We start from the raw sequence: 17,462 nt of genomic DNA, 5'->3' as shown, positions 1-17,462 counted from the left end.
ACAAAAGTAGGACACCGATGCACGCTCACCGTTACGCGCTTCAAACAGATGCTTGCAAAATTCAAACAACGCGATAAGAACTCGGCGTATGACTGGTTTGCTTTTTGAAAAAGTTGTTGAAATGCGCCGGTTCTTCAAAGCCTAAGCTGTAACTGATCTCCGAAACATTCCAGTTGGTGTGCTTCAAAAGTGCCTTTGCCTCTGCTGCAATGCGCTCGGCAATGTGCGTGGTTGTGGTTTTTCCAGTGGTTTCGCGAATGGCGCGGTTGAGGTGATTGACGTGCACAGACAATTGTTTGGCAAAATCATTCGCAGAACGATATGTAAAACGCTGCGAAGGCGATTCAATCGGAAACTGGCGTTCCAGCAATTCGGTGAAAACGGCCGTAATGCGCGAATTGGCATTTGGATGCTGATAAAGTGACTCCGACGGCTGCATTTTCATCGCATAATGAACCACTTCGGTCATATAATTTCTCAGTAGATCATATTTATACTGGTAATCTGAGTCGATCTCTTCCAGCATTTTTTTGAAAATTCCTTCCACGTGCGCATCCTGGGCATCATTCAGCATATAAGCTGGCTTGCCCCTGTTGCAAACATGGGTAACTCGCTCAGGCTCCCGCGCATGCGGCCGGAAAAGAAGCCTTCTGTAAAAATGCAGAAGAATCCGGTGATGTCATTTGCGCTCGTTTCCCATGTGTAAGGAACCTGCGGATTGAAGAAAATCAATGTTGAACCGTCCGTTTCAAGACTTTTATCTGCGTAATGGTAAATGCTTTTTCCGCGAATGAGGGTTATTTTGTAATAATCCTTCCTGCTATATTGCATCGGCGCTGAATTAGGGCCAATGCAGTCTTCCAGCCTGAACACATTGAAATGCCCGATATCCTGCTGCAAATTATCCGGCAGCCAATTGAACTTATGCTGGTAAAATTCTTCGAGTGATTCTGTTAAAGCCATAAGCAAAGTTACAAAAATCAAATAGAATTAGTAGAAATCCGCAATCAATAACCTTGTCTACCTGATCCAATTGCATAACGAAAACACTTTATGAGATTAACCAAGATCCGACTTATCATTATTGCATTGCTGCTTGCCTCGTGCTGCAATCTGGCATCTGCCCAGGCAGACCTGAAATTCTGGTATAAGCAGCCAGCAAGAAACTGGAACGAAGCTTTGCCGATTGGTAACGGCCGCATAGGCGCAATGGTTTTCGGTCGTGTAAACGAAGAAATTATCCAGCTGAATGAAGAAACGCTTTGGTCAGGCGGGCCGGTTAACACCAATCCGAACCCAACAGCTGCGAAATATCTGCCGGAAATCAGGACTGCCTTAGCGAATGAAGATTACAAACTGGCAGAGACATTGACGCAAAAAATGCAGGGCTTGTTCACAGAATCATACGAGCCGCTTGGCGACCTGATCATTAAGCAAGCATTTGAAGGCCAGCCAACTGATTATCGCCGCGACCTGGACATTTCCAACGCAATTTCGTCGACCAGCTTTACGGTTGCCGGTGTACAATATAGTCGCGAACTATTCATTTCCGCGCTGGATCAGGTCATGATCATCAAATTTAAAGCCAGTAAAAAAGGGGCGCTGAACTTCACTGCAAACACCCAAAGCCCGCTTTATTATAATAATGTTGTCGTTGCCACGGATCAGATCGCTATGAAAGGCCAGGCGCCGGCCCATACGGATCCCAGTTACATGCAGACCATGGGTCAGCCGGTGGTTTACAATGATCCCGCAAGATGCAGAGGCATGCGGTTTGAGCTGCGCATGAAAGTAAAAGAATCGGACGGAAAAACTACGGCTGACGCAAGTGGCCTGCACATTAGCGATGCCACGGAAGTTGTTCTGGTCCTGTCAGCAGCCACGAGTTTTAATGGTTTTGATAAATGTCCCGACAAAGAAGGAAAAGATGAAGCCAAGATAGCAGAGCAACATTTGACTGCGGCGCAATCGAAAAGTTATGACGCGCTTAAAAGCGATCATATAGCGGATTTTCATAAGTATTTTAACCGCGTGAGTCTCGCAATCAACGGAAATCCTAAAACGGAGCTTCCGATGGACGAGCGTTTGAAGGCTTATGCAGAAGGCGCGAAAGACCCTGCATTGGAGTCGCTCTATTTCCAGTTTGGCCGTTATTTGCTGATTTCAAGCTCTCGTCCGGGTGGCATTCCGGCCAATTTGCAGGGAATTTGGAACCGTGAAGTGCGTCCGCCTTGGAGCAGTAACTTCACGACCAACATTAATACACAAATGAATTATTGGATGGCCGAAAGTGCGAATCTTTCTGAACTGCACACGCCGCTTTTTGAACTGATTAGCCAAATGGCGTCGACGGGAAAGGAAACGGCGAAGAATTTTTACGGTGCGAAGGGCTGGACATTGAATCATAACTCAGACATCTGGGCCACGACCAATCCGGTAAGTGGAAGTCCGTCCTGGGCGAACTGGCCTGTTGGCGGTGCGTGGCTCTGCCAGCATTTGTGGGAACATTATCAGTTTACGGGCGACAAAGCTTATTTGTCTAAAACTGCTTATCCATTGATGAAATCCGCAGCGGAATTTTGTCTGGATTGGTTGATTGAAGATAAAAATGGCAAGCTGGTCACCGCTCCATCCACATCGCCGGAGAACATTTTCATTACAGAAACCGGATTCAAAGGCTCCGTTTCTGTTGCAACGACGATGGATATGGCCATCATCTGGGACCTTTTTACCAATCTCATTGAGGCTTCTGAGAGACTGGGCACGGACGCTGCGTTCAGACAATTGCTCATCGAAAAGCGAAGCAAACTTTTCCCGATGCAAATTGGCAAAAAAGGCAATTTGCAGGAATGGTACAAAGACTGGGAGGACGTTGAACCCGAGCATCGGCATATTTCGCATTTGTTTGGCTTGTTTCCCGGCCGTCAGATTTCACCATCGGCAACACCCAATTTTGCAGCAGCATCCAGAAAAACAATGGAGCTCCGCGGAGACGGCGGCACGGGATGGAGCAAAGGATGGAAAATTAACATCTGGGCAAGGTTACTCGACGGAAATCATGCGTACAAGCTCATCAGGGAACAACTGAAATTAACCGGAATGGAAGGAACGGATTATGCCAACGGCGGCGGAACATATCCAAACTTGCTCGACGCACACCCACCATTTCAGATTGACGGAAATTTTGGGGGCACCTCCGGAATCACCGAAATGCTGCTGCAAAGCCACGACGGCTTGCTCAACATTCTTCCCGCCATCCCAGACAATTGGACAACAGGAGAAGTCAAAGGAATGAAGGCGAGAGGCGGTTTCGAAGTGGACATTATGTGGAGCAATGGAAAAGTCACGCAATTAACCATTCGCTCGCAATTAGGCGGAAATTGCCGCCTGGGCGTTCCAAATGCATTGAAGGGTTCTGGTAAGGTGAGCTTGAAAGCCGCCAAAGGCGAAAATGCAAATGCGTTTTACAAAAACATCCAAAGCGCTCCTATTGGCAGTGCAGTTGTAAAGTCAGGGAGGCTTGCATTTGATTTCCCTACGGAAGCTGGGAAGGAGTATGTTTTTAAATTGAAATAATGGGTTTACGTTGAAATAGTGGTTTGCAGGTTGAAATAGCGGGTTTCACGTTGTTACATGCCTCCGGCATTTGAATTGTGTGGCGTAATGTTGTTTTTCTACCAAGATTGCATCGCTCCGCGATTGGTTTTTTTCACGTGTGAGGAAAGCGCAAATGCCAGAGGCATGAAATATTGGTAGGAAAACGCATTTCACGCACCTAACACAAATGCCGGAGGCATGTAACATTGGTAGAATCATTCATTTTATGCACCAAACGCAAATGCCGGAGGCATGAAATATCGGTAGGAAAAATGAATTTCACCCACCTAACACAAATGCCAGAGGCATGAAATATTGGTAGAAAAAGCATTTCACGCACCTAACGCAAATGCCGGAGGCATGAAATATTGGTAGGAATTCATTTCACGCACCTAACACAAATGCCGGAGGCATGTAACATTGGTAGAATCATTCATTTTATGCACCAAAGGCAAATGCCAGAGGCATGAAATATTGGTAGGAAATCCATTTCACGCACGTAACACAAATGCCGGAGGCATGAAATGTTGGTAGGAAAATGCATTTCACGTGCCTAACGCAAATGCCAGAGGCATGAAATATTGGTTGAAATATCAATGTCACGCACCTAACGCAAATGCCAGAGGCATGAAATATCGGTCAGGAAAAATGCATTTCACACACCAAACGCAAATGCCAGAGGCATGAAATATTGGTAGAAAAAAAACGATCGCAGTTGTTGCCGCGGAAATCCCGGAGGGATGTAACACTGTGTAAAACGCTACATCCGAAAACGAACCAGCTCACGATTTTTATCGACCAAATTTGCCAGAGACAAGACAATCACTTGCAAAACAGCAAACGATACAAAAAGCATTGGAATTGAATTCTCCGGCGCCGGGCCGAACATATTGAAGATATCGATCAGGATGAAAAATGCAATCAGCACCCAGAAACTCCATTTTCCTTTATTATTCAATGCCTTTGTATTGGCATAATAAAAGTAGGCACCGGCAATGAAAATGAGGCTTTCAACGATTATAGTCCCTTCCAGCGAATTCCAAAGCCCTAGCCCAACTTTAAAATCAGAAAAGGGAGTTAGCGGCAAATCGGCAATGTGGACAACAAAATCCAGAAACCAGTGGCTAAGCACAGCCAGGGCGACAATTATAGAACTTTTAAGATCTTTTTTGAGAAGCCAATAAATCAATCCGGAAATGCCTCCCAAACCAAACCCATCAGCAAGCTGTGCGTGTAGGGATAATGGACGAAATCAAATGGTGTTACGACGGTAATGCCCGGCGAAACTGCGACTTGTTCAATGTCAAAAGAGCAGCATAAACGGCCAAATGATGTCAACCAACTGCACTGCCACGAACAATGTTATCAAGCGAAATTTGAGGAGCCGCCTTCTTTACTCCAAGTGCCAATCCATAGTGACCTAAAAACATACAAACAGCTGATTGATTAATGACATTGTAAAAGTAGGATCGCTCAACCAGAAGCCACTTGACCTATATCAAGAAATCAGATCAGCTGTTTTCGCCTTATCCTGCTAATCGTTTCCGGCGTCATTCCCAGCATGGAAGCAATGTATTGCAGCGGCACCTGGTTGAAAATCTCGCGGTTACTTTCAAACAGGACATTATATCGCTGTTCAGCTGTCATGGAAAGAAATGAGAACACCCTGTCTTCCAGCGTTTCGAAACAATGTGCAATGAAAAGCTTCTCGGTGAGGTGCCATCTTGGAATGTAGTCCCCTATCCTGTCGTAATCCGATTTTTGTATCGTATATAATGTCGTGTCAGCCAGTGCCTGGATATTCCACCGCGACGGTTTTCCGAAGATCAAACCCGAAACGTCTGAGATAAAATAGCCTTTGGAAGAAATCCATTGGGTTACTTCTCTCGTCTTCCAAATCGACGAACACCCGCAGCATGCCTGTTTGGACAAAGCTTAGTTTGGAGCATGACTTGCCTCTTTGCAGATAGTAATCGCCTTTTTTGACAACTTCCGGCTTGAAGAAAGAAGCGACTGTGGAAAGGTCACTTTGGTCGAAATCGAAGTATGAATGCAGGTAATGTTCCAGTTCAGTCATTTAGTTTTTTTGTTTGTTGTTGCGGCTCGCGCTAATCGCGATAGCTTGCCCGGTTTCGTAACGAGAGGTGTTCGATTTTGGACATTACCGTTGTGAGAAGTGGCTAAGCTGGCAATACAAGCCACATTCAGAATATTGGCATGTGTTTTATACAAAGAACTATGTTATACATTGTACCTTTATTTTTAGCCGTAAAATAAAATTACCTATTAACTACTTTTCCGCTATCATGTTACAAAATTATTTTAAAATCGCCTGGCGAAATCTTGCCCGTAACCGCGCATTTTCGGCAATTAACATTACAGGACTGGCCATCGGACTTGCTTCGTGTATGCTGATCAGTTTGTATGTCCTTGATGAGCTGAGCTTCGACCGCTTCCATGAAAAAGGCAATCGGATTGTGCGCGTTGTGTTCAAAGGTGTGATGCAAGGCGGTGAAATGAGGGAAGCGCATGTAATGCCGCCGACGGCTGCTGCGCTGAAAGCAGACTATCCGGAGGTTTTGGAAGCGACGCGGCTGAGACAAGGCGGGTCACCAGCGGTTTTGCTCAATCAAAAATTATACACTGACAACAAGCTCGCATTCGTCGACTCCAATTTCCTGCAGATTTTCACATTCCCGCTGATCGAAGGAAATGTCGAAACGGCCCTTACGCAGCCTAACACCATTGTTATTTCAAAATCACTCGCTGAAAAATATTACGGGAGCCAGGATGTGATCGGCAAGCTGCTGACATTTAAAGATACGAAAACGCCGTACACTGTCACGGGCGTGATGGAGGAAATGCCGGCACATTCGCACATCAAATTTGATATGCTTGCATCCATGTCGTCGCTGGAAGATGCGAAATCGACGTCCTGGATGATCTCCTGAATTCTTTACTTATCTGCTTTTACCGGAAGGATACGACTACAAAAAACTGGAAGCAAAACTTCCGAACACAGTTGCGAAATACATGGGCCCGCAGCTGAAACAAGCATTAGGCCTGACGTTTGCTGAATTTCGCAAAAAAGGCAACAGCATCGGCCTTTATCTGCAACCATTGACCGAAATCCACCTGCATTCCGACTTTCAATACGACCTGGCGGCAAACGGTGATTTGCGATACGTTTATATTTTTGGCGCCATCGCCATCATTATGCTGCTCATTGCCTGCATCAATTTTATGAATTTGTCGACCGCCGGCTCTTCCAAACGTGCCCGCGAAGTGGGTGTGAGGAAGGTCATGGGATCTGAAAAGATCGAGCTTGTTGCTCAGTTTCTCATGGAATCCATCTTGCTGACCGGCATTGCATTGGTTTTGGGGACCATAATTTGCCTCGCAGGTTTGCCATTGCTTAACAATCTTTCGGGCAAAGATTTGGGTTTGAGTCTGGAAGCGATCCCGGCTTTGCTGCCCGCTTTGTTATTGTTCGGGCTATTTGTGGGTGTGCTTTGCCGGCAGTTATCCTGCATTTTTCCTCTCGTCGTTTTAAGCCGATTTCAGTTTTAAAGGGTGGAAATGCAGCCATTAAACTCAATTCTTCTGGCAACAATATTGGTCTCAGAAGCGGACTGGTGGTTTTCCAATTCTTTATTTCGATCACATTAATGGTCGGAGCAACGGTTGTTTATCAGCAATTGAAATTTATTCAAAACAAAAAGCTAGGTTATGACAAGGACCAGGTTCTGGTGGTTCCGGCTTGGGCGCTTGGGAAGGATCTGCCTGTTTTTAAAGACGAGCTTTTGCGCGATTCGCGTGTGAGCAACATTAGTTTATCGGGTTATGTGCCCGCCGGTCCATCTGACAATAACAATTACATGATCACGCCGGAAAATAATGAGTCTCAGCTCCTGAAAACGCTTCGCTATGAAGTCGATTACGATTATCTGGCAACATTGGGGATGGAAATTGTCGACGGACGTAACTTTTCCAAAGCTTATGGAATGGATTCAACAGCAATTATTCTTAACGAAACCGCTGCAAAGGAATTGGGCTGGCGTAATGATGCCGTTGGAAAAACGGTCACGCGCAGAAATAATGAAGGCATAGGCAGCACTTATCACGTCATCGGCGTTGTGAAGGATTTCCATTTCAAATCGCTCCACGAAAAAATTTCACCTTTGGTAATGACATTGAGTGAAGGCCATGGATGGATGATCGTTAAGACGAAAAATAAGGAAATAGCACGGCTGCTTTCGACAATGAAACAGCAATGGGAAAGTTTCAAACCGGACGTTGCTTTTACATATTCATTTCTGGACGAGCGATTCAACGAAACATACAAAGCGGAACAAAAAACGGGACAAATCTTAGGTCTTTTCGCTGGATTGACCATATTTGTTGCCTGTATGGGCTTGTTTGGACTTGCGATTTTCACGGCTGAACAACGCACAAAAGAAATCGGAGTGCGAAAAGTGCTGGGTGCATCAGTGGTCGGAATTGTAGCCTTGCTTTCGAAAGATTTTCTAAAATTGGTTGGTGTTGCCATTATCATTGCACTCCCCGTGTCCTGGTGGATGATGAGTCGCTGGTTGCAGGATTTTGCTTATAAAGTCGACATTGCGTGGTGGATGCTGGCGCTGGCAAGTGTGCTGTCAATAAGCGTTGCGCTTTTCACGGTTTCTTTCCAATCGATTAAGGCTGCATTGATGAACCCGGTCAAATCACTTCGCTCTGAATAAAATGGCTGAAACTGTCAAACTGAAAGTGCTTCGGCAAATATTCATTTTCCAAAAAGGCCTTATCCTGGATCTTGCTGCCAGAATTCATCAACACGAAACGCTTTCAGCAGGCTATTTGATTCCTGATGTCGGCAATGGGTCACCTGGGTTTATGGCGATGGATGCAGTTGATATTTGTGCAGATCGCCAGGAAAAGTCGGAAGGATTTTTCGGTAAATGTTCTTTTGACCCAAGTTTCTAATTTCTATAAAAACGAAACGAAAACGGACGCGGAGGGAATTGCTTTTCACGGCGTAGTGAAACCCGAAAAAGTGCAGGTTATTCATTATCCTGACTGTCAGCAAATGGTTTTTCATATGCCCAAATTCGCCTACGACGCGGGTTTTCCTATCAGCTTATTGACAATGTTAGTGGTGAAATCTTGGAAGATTTGAATGTGAGAGACCGGCTAAACGGAGGGACAATGATCCTGATCGACACGCTTCCTTACCGGCCCGGATTTTACACCATTGAAGCGTGCTGGCCAGACGGATGGACGCATCAGATTAAGTTTATCAAATTCATCGAAGGCTTTCCAAATGCAAGCAGCACCCTTATTCCACGAAATGTACGACTCGCGATTAACGGCACAGAAAATCAATTGCGGCCTCGAACCGAGCCAGAGTCAGGCAGCATTAAATTGCCCCGAGATCCTGAAACAGGCATTTTAGCTCCTCGCAGTTACACATCTCACGGCGTTGAGACATCAAATACATCGTTGCCAGCCGTCACTTACTCGCAAGATGGTCGTGGTGGGAAGATTTTTTATCGTGATCATGAGGTTACGATCGAGTTTGATTGGGAATTTGCGGGTGGAAAAGGTGTGGTGTATTTCATGGTTCCTGAGGAAAAATATTGGGAAGCAAATACGAAAACACCATTGTCACGACGCGAAGAGATCCTGAATTTCGTAGCAAATCAGGTCATTAAGGACCAAGCGCCGGGTTGCATGTTTGAAATTTACAGCGATCACGTCACCATTGTCCGCTAGTTTTGGAATAATTATTGTTCGAGACTGTCATCATCAAAAACGAAAGAAACCATGGCAGAAAATTCAGAAGTAATTGAAGTCCTTAATGACCTGATTTTAATCAATAATGATCGCGTTGCAGGTTACGAAAAGGCGAATGCTGAAACGAAGGAAATCGAAAATGACTTGCGTTCCATGTTTACTAATCTGGCTGAGCAAAGCCGCAAATTCGCTGATGACCTCAAAAGTGAAGTCGTAAGACTTGGCGGCGAACCCGAAACGGGCACATTGGCTTCGGGCAAGCTTTACCGTGTTTGGATGGACGTTCGGTCGGTGTTTACTTCGGATAACAGAAAGGCTGTATTGGAGAGCGCTGAAACCGGTGAGGATGCAGCCAAGAAAGCATATGAGGAAGCATTAAAGAATGACCTTCCGTCTGAAATAACGCAGATGCTGATCACACAGCAAACAGCCATAATAAGTGCGCATGACACCATTAAACGGGACGGGACCGGCAACGGGATGTTTCGAATTATCCTTTGACAACTTAGAAAAAAGCCGGTTAACCGGCTTTTTTTATGATCATAACACATTAACAAAGAGCATGATAACCAATTTTCCAAATTTCTTTTTAAATTCCTGTAACCTTTTCCCCTTCCCCCAGTTTTCACACCAGGATCACCACAAAAGACAAATCGTTTGAACACGCTGACAGACAATTCACTCATGCTTAGGGTTAAAGCCGGAGATCTGGATAAGATGGGCTTGCTGTTTGAGCGTTACAACCGTCCTTTGTTCGCGTTTTTCTACCATATGACGCATAAAAGGGACAACAGCGAGGATCTGGTTCAGAACGTGTTTTACCGAATGCTCAAATATAAGCATACGTTTACAGGTGAGGGTGAATTCAGAACCTGGATGTTCCACCTGGCCAGAAATGTGTTGCATGACGCTGTAAAGCAGAACAAATCGGCCAACCATTATGATGTGAATGAAATGGCTGACAAACTGGGTGGCGGCACTTTGGCGGATGAGGGATATGAACGACAACAAGATGCAGATTTCCTGCATAAAGCAATGGCCGGCCTCAGTGACGATTATCGTGAAGTGCTGGTGTTGAGCCGGTTTCAGGAAATGAAATACGAGGAAATTGCGAAGGTTTTGAATATCAACGAAGGAACGGTGAAAGTGCGGGTGCACAGGGCATTGGGAGAGTTGAAAAAGAAGTTTTTTACAAATGAAAGAAGATAAGGAAATGAGCTGCGAACATATCAAGGAAAAATTGGAGGATTGGCTGCATAACGACCTCGACAAGGCGGACCGGATGCGAATTGACAAACATCTTGCCGAATGTGTGAGCTGCCAGGAGGCATTTGCCGGAGATAAGCAACTTTGGGACAGCCTCGGAAAGATGAAAGTTCCTGAGCCAAGCGAGGAAATGCGCGTGAATTTCTATGCAATGCTGGACACATTCAAAGCGACAGAATCAGTTAAAAAGCCATTTTCATTTGACTCAATTATTGAAAAAATAAGAAATCTTGTTGTGCCGCAATGGACCGTGCAACTTGCATTTAGCCTTTTGCTTGTGGGATTAGGCTGGATTATCGGCAATAAGACGAGCAAAAGTAGCACGGCCTCGACGGCTTATCAGCAGCAGATTGAAACATTGGCGGCGCAGGTTCAGGATATGAAAAGCACCATGATGCTGTCACTTATCGACAATCCTTCGGCCACTGAACGACTTCGGGCTGTGAGTTATACAAGTGACATCGCGCATGCCGATGAACAGGTTATCGATGCGCTTTTTTCAACTTTGAATAATGACCTGAATGTGAATGTGCGACTTGTGGCCCTGGAAGCGCTTATCAAGTTTGCGGACGATGCGCTGGTGCGCGAACGGCTGGTGAAATCGCTGGCTGTGCAGGACTCTCCGATGGTGCAGGTCGCGCTGGCTGATGTTATGGTCAAATTACAGGAAAAAGGCTCTGTTAAGGAGCTTCGTGCGCTGCTTCAAAAGGAAGGACTGAATGATCTGGTAAAAAATAAGATCGAGCAGACGATTAAGGATTTATCTTAAACAACCATATCCCAACTATTAGCTATGAAATTATTTGCAATCCCCCTGCTGGCGGGAGCGGTGCTTTGTTGTACCCAGGCCCCCGCACAAAAGCTCGAATCGAAGGAACACATCAAGAAAGAATTCACGCTGACGCAAAGCGCATCGAACGTGACATTGGCGGTCTATAACATTAACGGCTCTATTCGGGTTGAAGGTTATAACGGCGATAAGGTCGTGCTTGAAATTGACAAGACGATCACGGGTAAAACGAATGCGATCCTGGAAGAAGGCAAGCAGGAGTTCAAACTGGAATATGATCTGAAGCCCGACAGCATTATCGCTTACATTGCCCATCCGTTCGACTCACGGCCTAATCACGGTCGGAGAAACTCGGATGGGCCCCGGATTGAGTATGACTTCAAACTTGATTTTGTTTTGAAAGTCCCATTCGCGATGAACCTCCACGTTTCGACGGTTAATGGTGGGGACATTCAGGTGAGCGATGTCACTGGCAAGCTGCACGTCAACAATGTCAATGGTGCCGTTAAAATTGCTAATGCAAAAGGAGCGGCAAACGTCCATACGATTAACGGCGATGTGGTCGCTAATTTTGTAACACTGCCTCCTGGCGAGTCCGATTTCAAAACATTGAATGGCGACATCAAGATCACTTACCCGCCCTTTCCGTCGACTGCCAGTTTAAAAGTTTCAACGGTGAGTTTTTTACAGATTTCCCGAACACGGAATCTTTGCCCGCGAAGGTTGTCAAAAACGAAGAGAACAAACCCAACAAGACGGTTTACAAACTAAGCACGGAGACGCGCATCCGGATTGGGAACGGCGGCCCGACTGACAGGTTTGAAACATTCAACGGAAACATTTATATTAAAAAACAATCGTAACAAAAAATGAAAACCACCCCACTATTTGCCCTCGCTATCGCTGCTTTGCTCGCGACATTTTCAACACCATCGCTTGCCCAGACGGACATGAAAGAGCAGCTTGTTGTGCCATTAACAGATCCTGCCAAGCCAGGCTCGTTGAAAGTAAATCTCATCAGCGGGACCATCCATGTGACCGGTTACAGCGGAAACCAGGTCGTAATTGACGCGGTCGTAAAGAATGCTGATCGACCCGAAAAAACGAAGGACGAAGCGGCCGGCGGAATGAAGCGAATTACCAGAAACGGCGGGCTGGACCTGACGGCAACAGAGGAAAATAATTCGGTAAAACCGACTTCCAAAATGATGAACACGCCGATGACTTTGAACATTAAAGTGCCGCAGAAATTTGCGCTAAATGTGAGCACGATCAACAACGGCGACATTGTCATCGACAACGTAACCGGCGAGCTGGAAATCCAAAATGTGAATGGCGATATCACGCTCAATAACATTGCCGGCTCGGCCGTTGCCAACACCATTAACGGACTTTTGAAAGTCAATTTCCGGACGATCGACACCTCATCCCCGATGGCATTTTCGACGCTAAACGGCAATGTGGATGTGACCATTCCAGGGAGCGCAAAGTTCGATGTAAAACTGAAATCGGACCGTGGAGAAATTTTCAGTGACTTCGATGTAGACGTGGATAAGAGCGCGCCGCAGGCCACTCGTTCATCGAAGGACGGCATGTATAAAGTTTCCATCGACGACTGGGTAAAAGGCAAGGTAAATGGCGGTGGAAGCGAAATTATGATGAAGAATATGAACGGCAATATTTACGTCCGAAAAGGCAAATAAAACCGCCTTAAAACCGTAGAAAAGCACAAACCCACAGGCGCGAAAAAGCAAGCCTGTGGGTTCTCTTTTGATGTAGAAACCGAGCCGGATATTCGTCCGCGTCTATTCAATTGTGCCGCCCATCTCGAACAGCATTTTTGAGAGTTCATCCAATCTTTTAGTCTTAACCGGCGCGAGAATCTGCTCTGCCAAAATTTCCGCACTCGCCAGCGCTTCGGTCACCACGCGCTTGCCCGCGTTCGCAAGCTTCACGTATGACACCCGCGCATCGCGGCTGTTCGCCTCGCGTTTCACCATTCCCAGCTTCTCCAAAGGTGTCAGCATTCTTGTAATTCCGGAGGCTGTTAAGCCAATTTTTTCGGCCAAATCTACGCGTGCCGCATCTCTCAGTCAGTGGCTCCGCTAAGGTGAAACAGGATTAAGAATTCATTCAGGCTGACGCCGTGACTGCTCAGTTTTGCGTCGAATCGCTTGGTAATCAAGGCCTGAACTGTGGTGAGGTTCAGGAACAATTTTAGTGATGGTGATATCGTTGACATATAGTTGAACTATGTTTGTTTAATTGTTGATATATAGTTGAGTAATCAAGTATTATGCAAATATATAATAACATTAAGGAACTGCCAAACAGCATTTTACATTTTTCTGTCTAAAAAACTGGGATTCTGAAAGCTGAGGGCATTATTTCACAGATGTTTCACGTGGATTGTTTTTCGAGGGCGTAAAAGATGCCTTCTCCGCTGAGTTTCAGCAGAGAAAGCGGTGAGTTTCGAGATGATTTTCGGAGTGATCTAACCCGAATGTGCGCGGAGCAATTGGCGGTAACTGTTGAGTATAGCTGACTTGGAAATGAAGCCCACAAACTCGCCCGAGCTCTTCACAACCGGCAGGTTCCATGCACCTGTTTCGTCAAACTTTTTAACGACGCCTACGACGCTGTCAAAGTCGCTGATGACAACAGACGGAACCTTCATCAGATTGGAGACCGTAAGCATGTCAAACAGATCAGGGTTGAAAAGCAGCGGCCGGATATCGTCGAGTGAAATGGTTCCGATCAGTCTTTTGTTTTCGTCCACAACCGAGATCATATTGCGTCTTCCGCTCCGCACAAGCTCCGCCAATTCTTCCCGGGAAGCCGTCGGACTGACCATTTGAACGTCCTTGTCGATGAGGTCTAAAATGTGGAGTAACGACAACAAATTGCGGTCGTGTTCGCGGGTGAAAATCTTGCCCGCTTCTGCGAGTTTTTGCAAGTCCGGAGAGATGGGTGAAAACCATTTTGCCATCAAAAAAGAGATCACAGAAACGATCATTAACGGGATGAAAAAGATCGTAGCCGGAGGTCGATTCGGCGATCAAAAATATTGCGGTCAACGGCGCATACAGCACGCCGCTCATCACGCCTGCCATGCCCACGATGACCAGGTTATTGACCGGAACTTCGGGCAGTCCGACCTGCACACTTACGAGCGCCAGGAAGTATCCAAGCGAGCCGCCGGCGAACAGCGACGGGGCAAAATTCCCACCGTTACCACCACTGAAAATGGTGATCGAAGCGGAGAATGCTTTGAGCAAACAAATGACCGCAACGAAGACAATAACAACCCACTCGCGGTAACTAATAAACCGGAAAAGACTGTTCTCAATTACCGATTCCATCTGCCCGTTTGTGATGGCTTTGATGGTGTCATAACCTTCGCCAAAGAGCGGCGGATACAGCACGCACAGAATCGAAAGGATCGCGCCGCCCAACATTGCTTTCCGAATTTTCGACATTTTCAGCCCGTGAAAAAACTCGTCAATGTATCGCGCGATGAGCACGAAATAGCGGGCATAAAGTCCGCACAGAATGCCAAGAATTAAGTAGTAAGGAATGTTGTGATAATCGAATGGACTGCGCGTCTTGAACTGAAAAAGCACGTCGCCCTGCAACAATATTTTCGAGACTAAACTGCCACAAACCGCCGCCACAACCAGCGGGATAAAATCTGAAAACACAACGCCCGTCAGCAGAATCTCGAAGGCAAACATCATCCCGGCAATGGGTGCGTTGAAGGCGGACGCAATTCCCGCCGCTGGCACCTGCAGCGAGCAACAGCGTCCGTTCACGGTAATCGAGCTTGTAGGTTTGCGCGAAATTCGAGCCTATGGCGGCTCCGGTGACGGCGATAGGGCTCTCCAACCCGGCTGACCCTCCCAGCCCCACTGTGATGGCGCTTTGAACGATTTGGGAGTACATTTTGACAGAAGAAACAATGCTGGAATTTTGAGCGATCTCATACAGGATAACCGGAATGCCTTTTTTGTCCTGCCCTTTGAACACAAAAATGACGACCAGCGTGGTAATAACAATCCCCAGAAACGGAAAAAGCAGGTAAAACAGCACTTGCTCTTCAAAATGGACTTTATGTGTGATAATGTAGTGAATATAATGCACGAGCGATTTCAGCACCACGCCTGCCAGCCCGCAGGTCATACCAACCAAAATACCGGACAGTATCAAAAACTGAGACCGCGAGAGGACGTTTTTCAACCAAAAAAGCACGATTTCATAGCTCCGTGCTTTGTTGAGACTGTATCGCGTGAAGTTTCTCCTGAACTTTAAAAAATTGTAGAATCTCTTAATACTGCGTTTATTCACAAGCTGTCGGTTTGGTCTCGCCGGACAAATCCGGCGGATTACATGCAAAATTAGGAAGCTAGTTGGCTCTTGCCAGCTGCACTTCCAGTTTGATGTCGACATTACGATCATTGCCATTGTAACGCGAATTATAACCTCCTGTTCCAATGCCAACGCCCATTCCGCCGCCCATACCAATTCCTCCTCCTAAACCTATGCCAATCCGCGGACTAACCCCGGATTCGAGACGATTGTCCGTCTACTTTAATGTTCACGCCAAGCATCGCAGTCTCTTTCGCATTGACTGCCATCAGGCTGAAAGGAATGGCGATCTGCTCGGTAAGCTCGCCATTTTGATCCATTGAAATGTGCGATTTAATACTGCCGTCTTTTTGAACCAGATCAATGAAATGTTGGCCTTGCTTGTCTTTCCAAACGGCTTCCTCGTTATAAGAATCCGAGCAGCAAGTCCAATCCAAGGCTGTTGGGAAGATCCGTATCGACACGTTTCAGCGCCTTTCTGTCTTCCTTCATTACCACTGGAAAAAGCAGCGAATAAGCATCTTTTTTCTGACCATCCGGGCTGAAAGATATTTTCAAACCACTGGAAAGAATGTTCTGAATGGTGTTCGGATCTTTGGTTTTCAAGGTTAGATAAACGTAATGTTCATCATTGATAATGCCATATCTAACCTCGATTTCTGATCTTGCTGATCCGGTTTGATTTCATCCACATATGAGAAGGGCGCATTCCATTTTGACTCGTAAGTCACGGTTTTTGAAGAACTGCATCCAGCGAGGGCAATTAACAGCAGCAGTGACCAACTGTTTTTTATAGTTTTCATTTTGTCTGTAAGTAACGATTATGACTAATTATATTAACGAAATCCTTCAATTAATCATTACTGCAAACAAAAATAAATCGTGGCAAAAAGCACCAAGCTGTTCAATTTTCCGCCTATCAGACGACCATTATTGATTTAAGCGTTGGTGGATAAAGACAAAAGTGACTTGATTTTCCGGTGCTAGCTTTTCCGGTTCAAATGGTTTTGACAATGTATCATTCATCCCCGATTCGAGCGCCTGCTGGATTTCCTCCGGCAGGACAGTTGCTGAAAGTGAAAGGATCGGCGTCTTGATCATGAGATGCTTGCGGCAAATCTCGCAGCCTGGAAACCGTCCATTTCGGGCATTCTGGTGTCGAGGATAATGAGATCGAAAATCTGTTCGCGCAATGCGTCCACCGCTTCCTGACCATTCAAAACCATGGTCGCGTCCAGCTGCCAGGTTTTCAAATATTTTTTTAGTAATAATGCATTAATCGGGTTATCCTCAGCGACCAGAACAGTTTTTCCTTCAAACGGAGGAAGATCCTGGAATGCAATTGCGGGCGTTGCCTCTGTTGATTTTTCGTTTGCATCAGGCAAAATCAATGTAAAAAAGAACTGGCTTCCCGCACCAAACTTGCTGTTAACTTCCAGTTCGCTACCCATTAAACGAACGAGTTTTTGCGAAATGGTCAGTCCCAAACCGGTGCCGCCATATTGATGCGAAGTGTTTTCGGACGCTTGTCCATATTCAGAGAAAATGTTGGCGATCTGGTCTTCCGACAAGCCGATTCCCGTGTCTTCAACTGAAAACCTAATCTTATGGCCAAATTGCGTTTCTGAAATGAGGTGGATCTTCAAATCAA

General features: G+C 46.0%; 25 protein-coding genes and 2 pseudogenes. 11 read left to right on the top strand and 16 right to left on the bottom strand.

The window, feature by feature from the left end; genetic code table 11:
* Positions 1-61 precede the first annotated feature (61 nt).
* On the bottom strand, positions 62-574 hold the full coding sequence (locus AC0IYG_RS16805) for an AraC family transcriptional regulator (RefSeq protein ID WP_471712292.1): 513 nt from the start codon (positions 572-574) through the stop codon (positions 62-64).
* A complete protein-coding gene (locus tag AC0IYG_RS16800) occupies positions 568-963 on the bottom strand; it encodes a hypothetical protein (RefSeq protein WP_471712291.1) in 396 nt (131 codons plus the stop codon). The genes AC0IYG_RS16805 and AC0IYG_RS16800 overlap by 7 nt, the downstream gene beginning before the upstream one ends.
* Positions 964-1,053: 90 nt before the next feature.
* On the opposite strand from AC0IYG_RS16800, the gene AC0IYG_RS16795 reads away from it, so the two are divergent.
* The gene (locus AC0IYG_RS16795) at positions 1,054-3,576 is read left to right on the top strand and encodes a glycoside hydrolase family 95 protein (protein ID WP_471712290.1); all 2,523 of its coding nucleotides are present in this window, start codon (positions 1,054-1,056) and stop codon (positions 3,574-3,576) included.
* Between the two features lie 781 nt (positions 3,577-4,357).
* Here the strand turns inward: AC0IYG_RS16795 and AC0IYG_RS16790 are convergent.
* The 4 genes from AC0IYG_RS16790 to AC0IYG_RS16775 form a co-directional block, all read right to left on the bottom strand.
* Positions 4,358-4,786: a hypothetical protein gene (locus AC0IYG_RS16790; RefSeq protein WP_471712289.1), complete on the bottom strand. Its 429-nt coding sequence runs from the start codon at positions 4,784-4,786 to the stop codon at positions 4,358-4,360.
* Positions 4,783-4,935 (bottom strand): hypothetical protein, encoded by a 153-nt coding sequence (locus tag AC0IYG_RS16785; RefSeq protein ID WP_471712288.1) that lies wholly within the window; start codon positions 4,933-4,935, stop codon positions 4,783-4,785. The genes AC0IYG_RS16790 and AC0IYG_RS16785 overlap by 4 nt, the downstream gene beginning before the upstream one ends.
* 168 nt (positions 4,936-5,103) lie before the next feature.
* Positions 5,104-5,427, bottom strand: coding sequence for a Crp/Fnr family transcriptional regulator (locus AC0IYG_RS16780; RefSeq protein ID WP_471712287.1), 324 nt, complete (start codon positions 5,425-5,427; stop codon positions 5,104-5,106).
* A complete protein-coding gene (locus AC0IYG_RS16775) occupies positions 5,381-5,674 on the bottom strand; it encodes a hypothetical protein (RefSeq protein ID WP_471712286.1) in 294 nt (97 codons plus the stop codon). Before AC0IYG_RS16775 ends, AC0IYG_RS16780 begins: the two co-directional genes overlap by 47 nt.
* Before the next feature lie 229 nt (positions 5,675-5,903).
* Here AC0IYG_RS16775 and AC0IYG_RS16770 point away from each other — a divergent pair, with 229 nt between their 5' ends.
* The 10 genes from AC0IYG_RS16770 to AC0IYG_RS16725 all read left to right on the top strand — a co-directional run bounded on the left by AC0IYG_RS16770 (position 5,904) and on the right by AC0IYG_RS16725 (position 13,149).
* Positions 5,904-6,548 carry an ABC transporter permease gene (locus tag AC0IYG_RS16770; protein ID WP_471712285.1) on the top strand — a complete coding sequence of 215 codons (645 nt, stop codon included), beginning with the start codon at positions 5,904-5,906 and terminating at the stop codon, positions 6,546-6,548.
* Positions 6,549-6,630: 82 nt separating this feature from the next.
* A complete protein-coding gene (locus tag AC0IYG_RS16765) occupies positions 6,631-7,167 on the top strand; it encodes an ABC transporter permease (protein ID WP_471712284.1) in 537 nt (178 codons plus the stop codon).
* Positions 7,110-8,339 (top strand): ABC transporter permease, encoded by a 1,230-nt coding sequence (locus AC0IYG_RS16760; RefSeq protein ID WP_471712283.1) that lies wholly within the window; start codon positions 7,110-7,112, stop codon positions 8,337-8,339. Before AC0IYG_RS16765 ends, AC0IYG_RS16760 begins: the two co-directional genes overlap by 58 nt.
* A 1-nt stretch (position 8,340) precedes the next feature.
* Entirely contained in the window at positions 8,341-8,580 is a 240-nt protein-coding gene (locus AC0IYG_RS16755) for a hypothetical protein (RefSeq protein ID WP_471712282.1), read from the top strand.
* Positions 8,581-8,760: 180 nt separating this feature from the next.
* On the top strand, positions 8,761-9,369 hold the full coding sequence (locus AC0IYG_RS16750; protein ID WP_471712281.1) for a hypothetical protein: 609 nt from the start codon (positions 8,761-8,763) through the stop codon (positions 9,367-9,369).
* A 51-nt stretch (positions 9,370-9,420) separates the two neighbouring features.
* A complete protein-coding gene (locus AC0IYG_RS16745) occupies positions 9,421-9,891 on the top strand; it encodes a ferritin-like domain-containing protein (RefSeq protein WP_471712280.1) in 471 nt (156 codons plus the stop codon).
* A gap of 183 nt (positions 9,892-10,074) precedes the next feature.
* Positions 10,075-10,599 (top strand): RNA polymerase sigma factor, encoded by a 525-nt coding sequence (locus AC0IYG_RS16740; RefSeq protein ID WP_471712325.1) that lies wholly within the window; start codon positions 10,075-10,077, stop codon positions 10,597-10,599.
* Complete coding sequence (locus tag AC0IYG_RS16735) at positions 10,586-11,425, top strand: zf-HC2 domain-containing protein (RefSeq protein WP_471712279.1); 840 nt, start codon at positions 10,586-10,588, stop codon at positions 11,423-11,425. The genes AC0IYG_RS16740 and AC0IYG_RS16735 overlap by 14 nt, the downstream gene beginning before the upstream one ends.
* Before the next feature lie 24 nt (positions 11,426-11,449).
* Positions 11,450-12,217 (top strand): DUF4097 family beta strand repeat-containing protein, encoded by a 768-nt coding sequence (locus AC0IYG_RS16730; RefSeq protein ID WP_471712278.1) that lies wholly within the window; start codon positions 11,450-11,452, stop codon positions 12,215-12,217.
* A gap of 98 nt (positions 12,218-12,315) precedes the next feature.
* Entirely contained in the window at positions 12,316-13,149 is an 834-nt protein-coding gene (locus AC0IYG_RS16725) for a DUF4097 family beta strand repeat-containing protein (RefSeq protein ID WP_471712277.1), read from the top strand.
* A gap of 102 nt (positions 13,150-13,251) precedes the next feature.
* Here the strand turns inward: AC0IYG_RS16725 and AC0IYG_RS16720 are convergent, their stop codons facing one another.
* From AC0IYG_RS16720 to AC0IYG_RS16675, 10 genes and pseudogenes are all read right to left on the bottom strand, one after another.
* Positions 13,252-13,515, bottom strand: a complete 264-nt coding sequence (locus AC0IYG_RS16720; protein ID WP_471712276.1) for a MarR family winged helix-turn-helix transcriptional regulator — start codon at positions 13,513-13,515, stop codon at positions 13,252-13,254.
* A 20-nt stretch (positions 13,516-13,535) separates the two neighbouring features.
* A complete protein-coding gene (locus AC0IYG_RS16715) occupies positions 13,536-13,688 on the bottom strand; it encodes a hypothetical protein (protein WP_471712275.1) in 153 nt (50 codons plus the stop codon).
* Positions 13,689-13,940: 252 nt separating this feature from the next.
* Entirely contained in the window at positions 13,941-14,462 is a 522-nt protein-coding gene (locus tag AC0IYG_RS16710) for a CBS domain-containing protein (protein WP_471712274.1), read from the bottom strand.
* A gap of 61 nt (positions 14,463-14,523) precedes the next feature.
* Positions 14,524-15,180 (bottom strand): annotated as a pseudogene (locus AC0IYG_RS16705) (chloride channel protein); the annotation flags it as partial.
* A 106-nt stretch (positions 15,181-15,286) separates the two neighbouring features.
* Positions 15,287-15,625 (bottom strand): annotated as a pseudogene (locus AC0IYG_RS16700) (chloride channel protein); the annotation flags it as partial.
* Positions 15,626-15,999: 374 nt separating this feature from the next.
* A complete protein-coding gene (locus tag AC0IYG_RS16695; protein WP_471712273.1) occupies positions 16,000-16,248 on the bottom strand; it encodes a hypothetical protein in 249 nt (82 codons plus the stop codon).
* Positions 16,217-16,417, bottom strand: coding sequence for a hypothetical protein (locus AC0IYG_RS16690; protein ID WP_471712272.1), 201 nt, complete (start codon positions 16,415-16,417; stop codon positions 16,217-16,219). Before AC0IYG_RS16690 ends, AC0IYG_RS16695 begins: the two co-directional genes overlap by 32 nt.
* A gap of 2 nt (positions 16,418-16,419) precedes the next feature.
* A complete protein-coding gene (locus AC0IYG_RS16685; protein WP_471712271.1) occupies positions 16,420-16,614 on the bottom strand; it encodes a hypothetical protein in 195 nt (64 codons plus the stop codon).
* Positions 16,615-16,741: 127 nt separating this feature from the next.
* Positions 16,742-16,912, bottom strand: coding sequence for a hypothetical protein (locus AC0IYG_RS16680; protein WP_471712270.1), 171 nt, complete (start codon positions 16,910-16,912; stop codon positions 16,742-16,744).
* Positions 16,909-17,457: an ATP-binding protein gene (locus AC0IYG_RS16675; RefSeq protein ID WP_471712269.1), complete on the bottom strand. Its 549-nt coding sequence runs from the start codon at positions 17,455-17,457 to the stop codon at positions 16,909-16,911. The genes AC0IYG_RS16680 and AC0IYG_RS16675 overlap by 4 nt, the downstream gene beginning before the upstream one ends.
* Between the last annotated feature and the right edge of the window lie 5 nt (positions 17,458-17,462).

This window comes from Dyadobacter sp. AC419, assembly GCF_979253085.1.
Note: the sequence above shows the minus strand (reverse complement) of the source record. Positions and strands in the feature narration are given on the sequence as shown.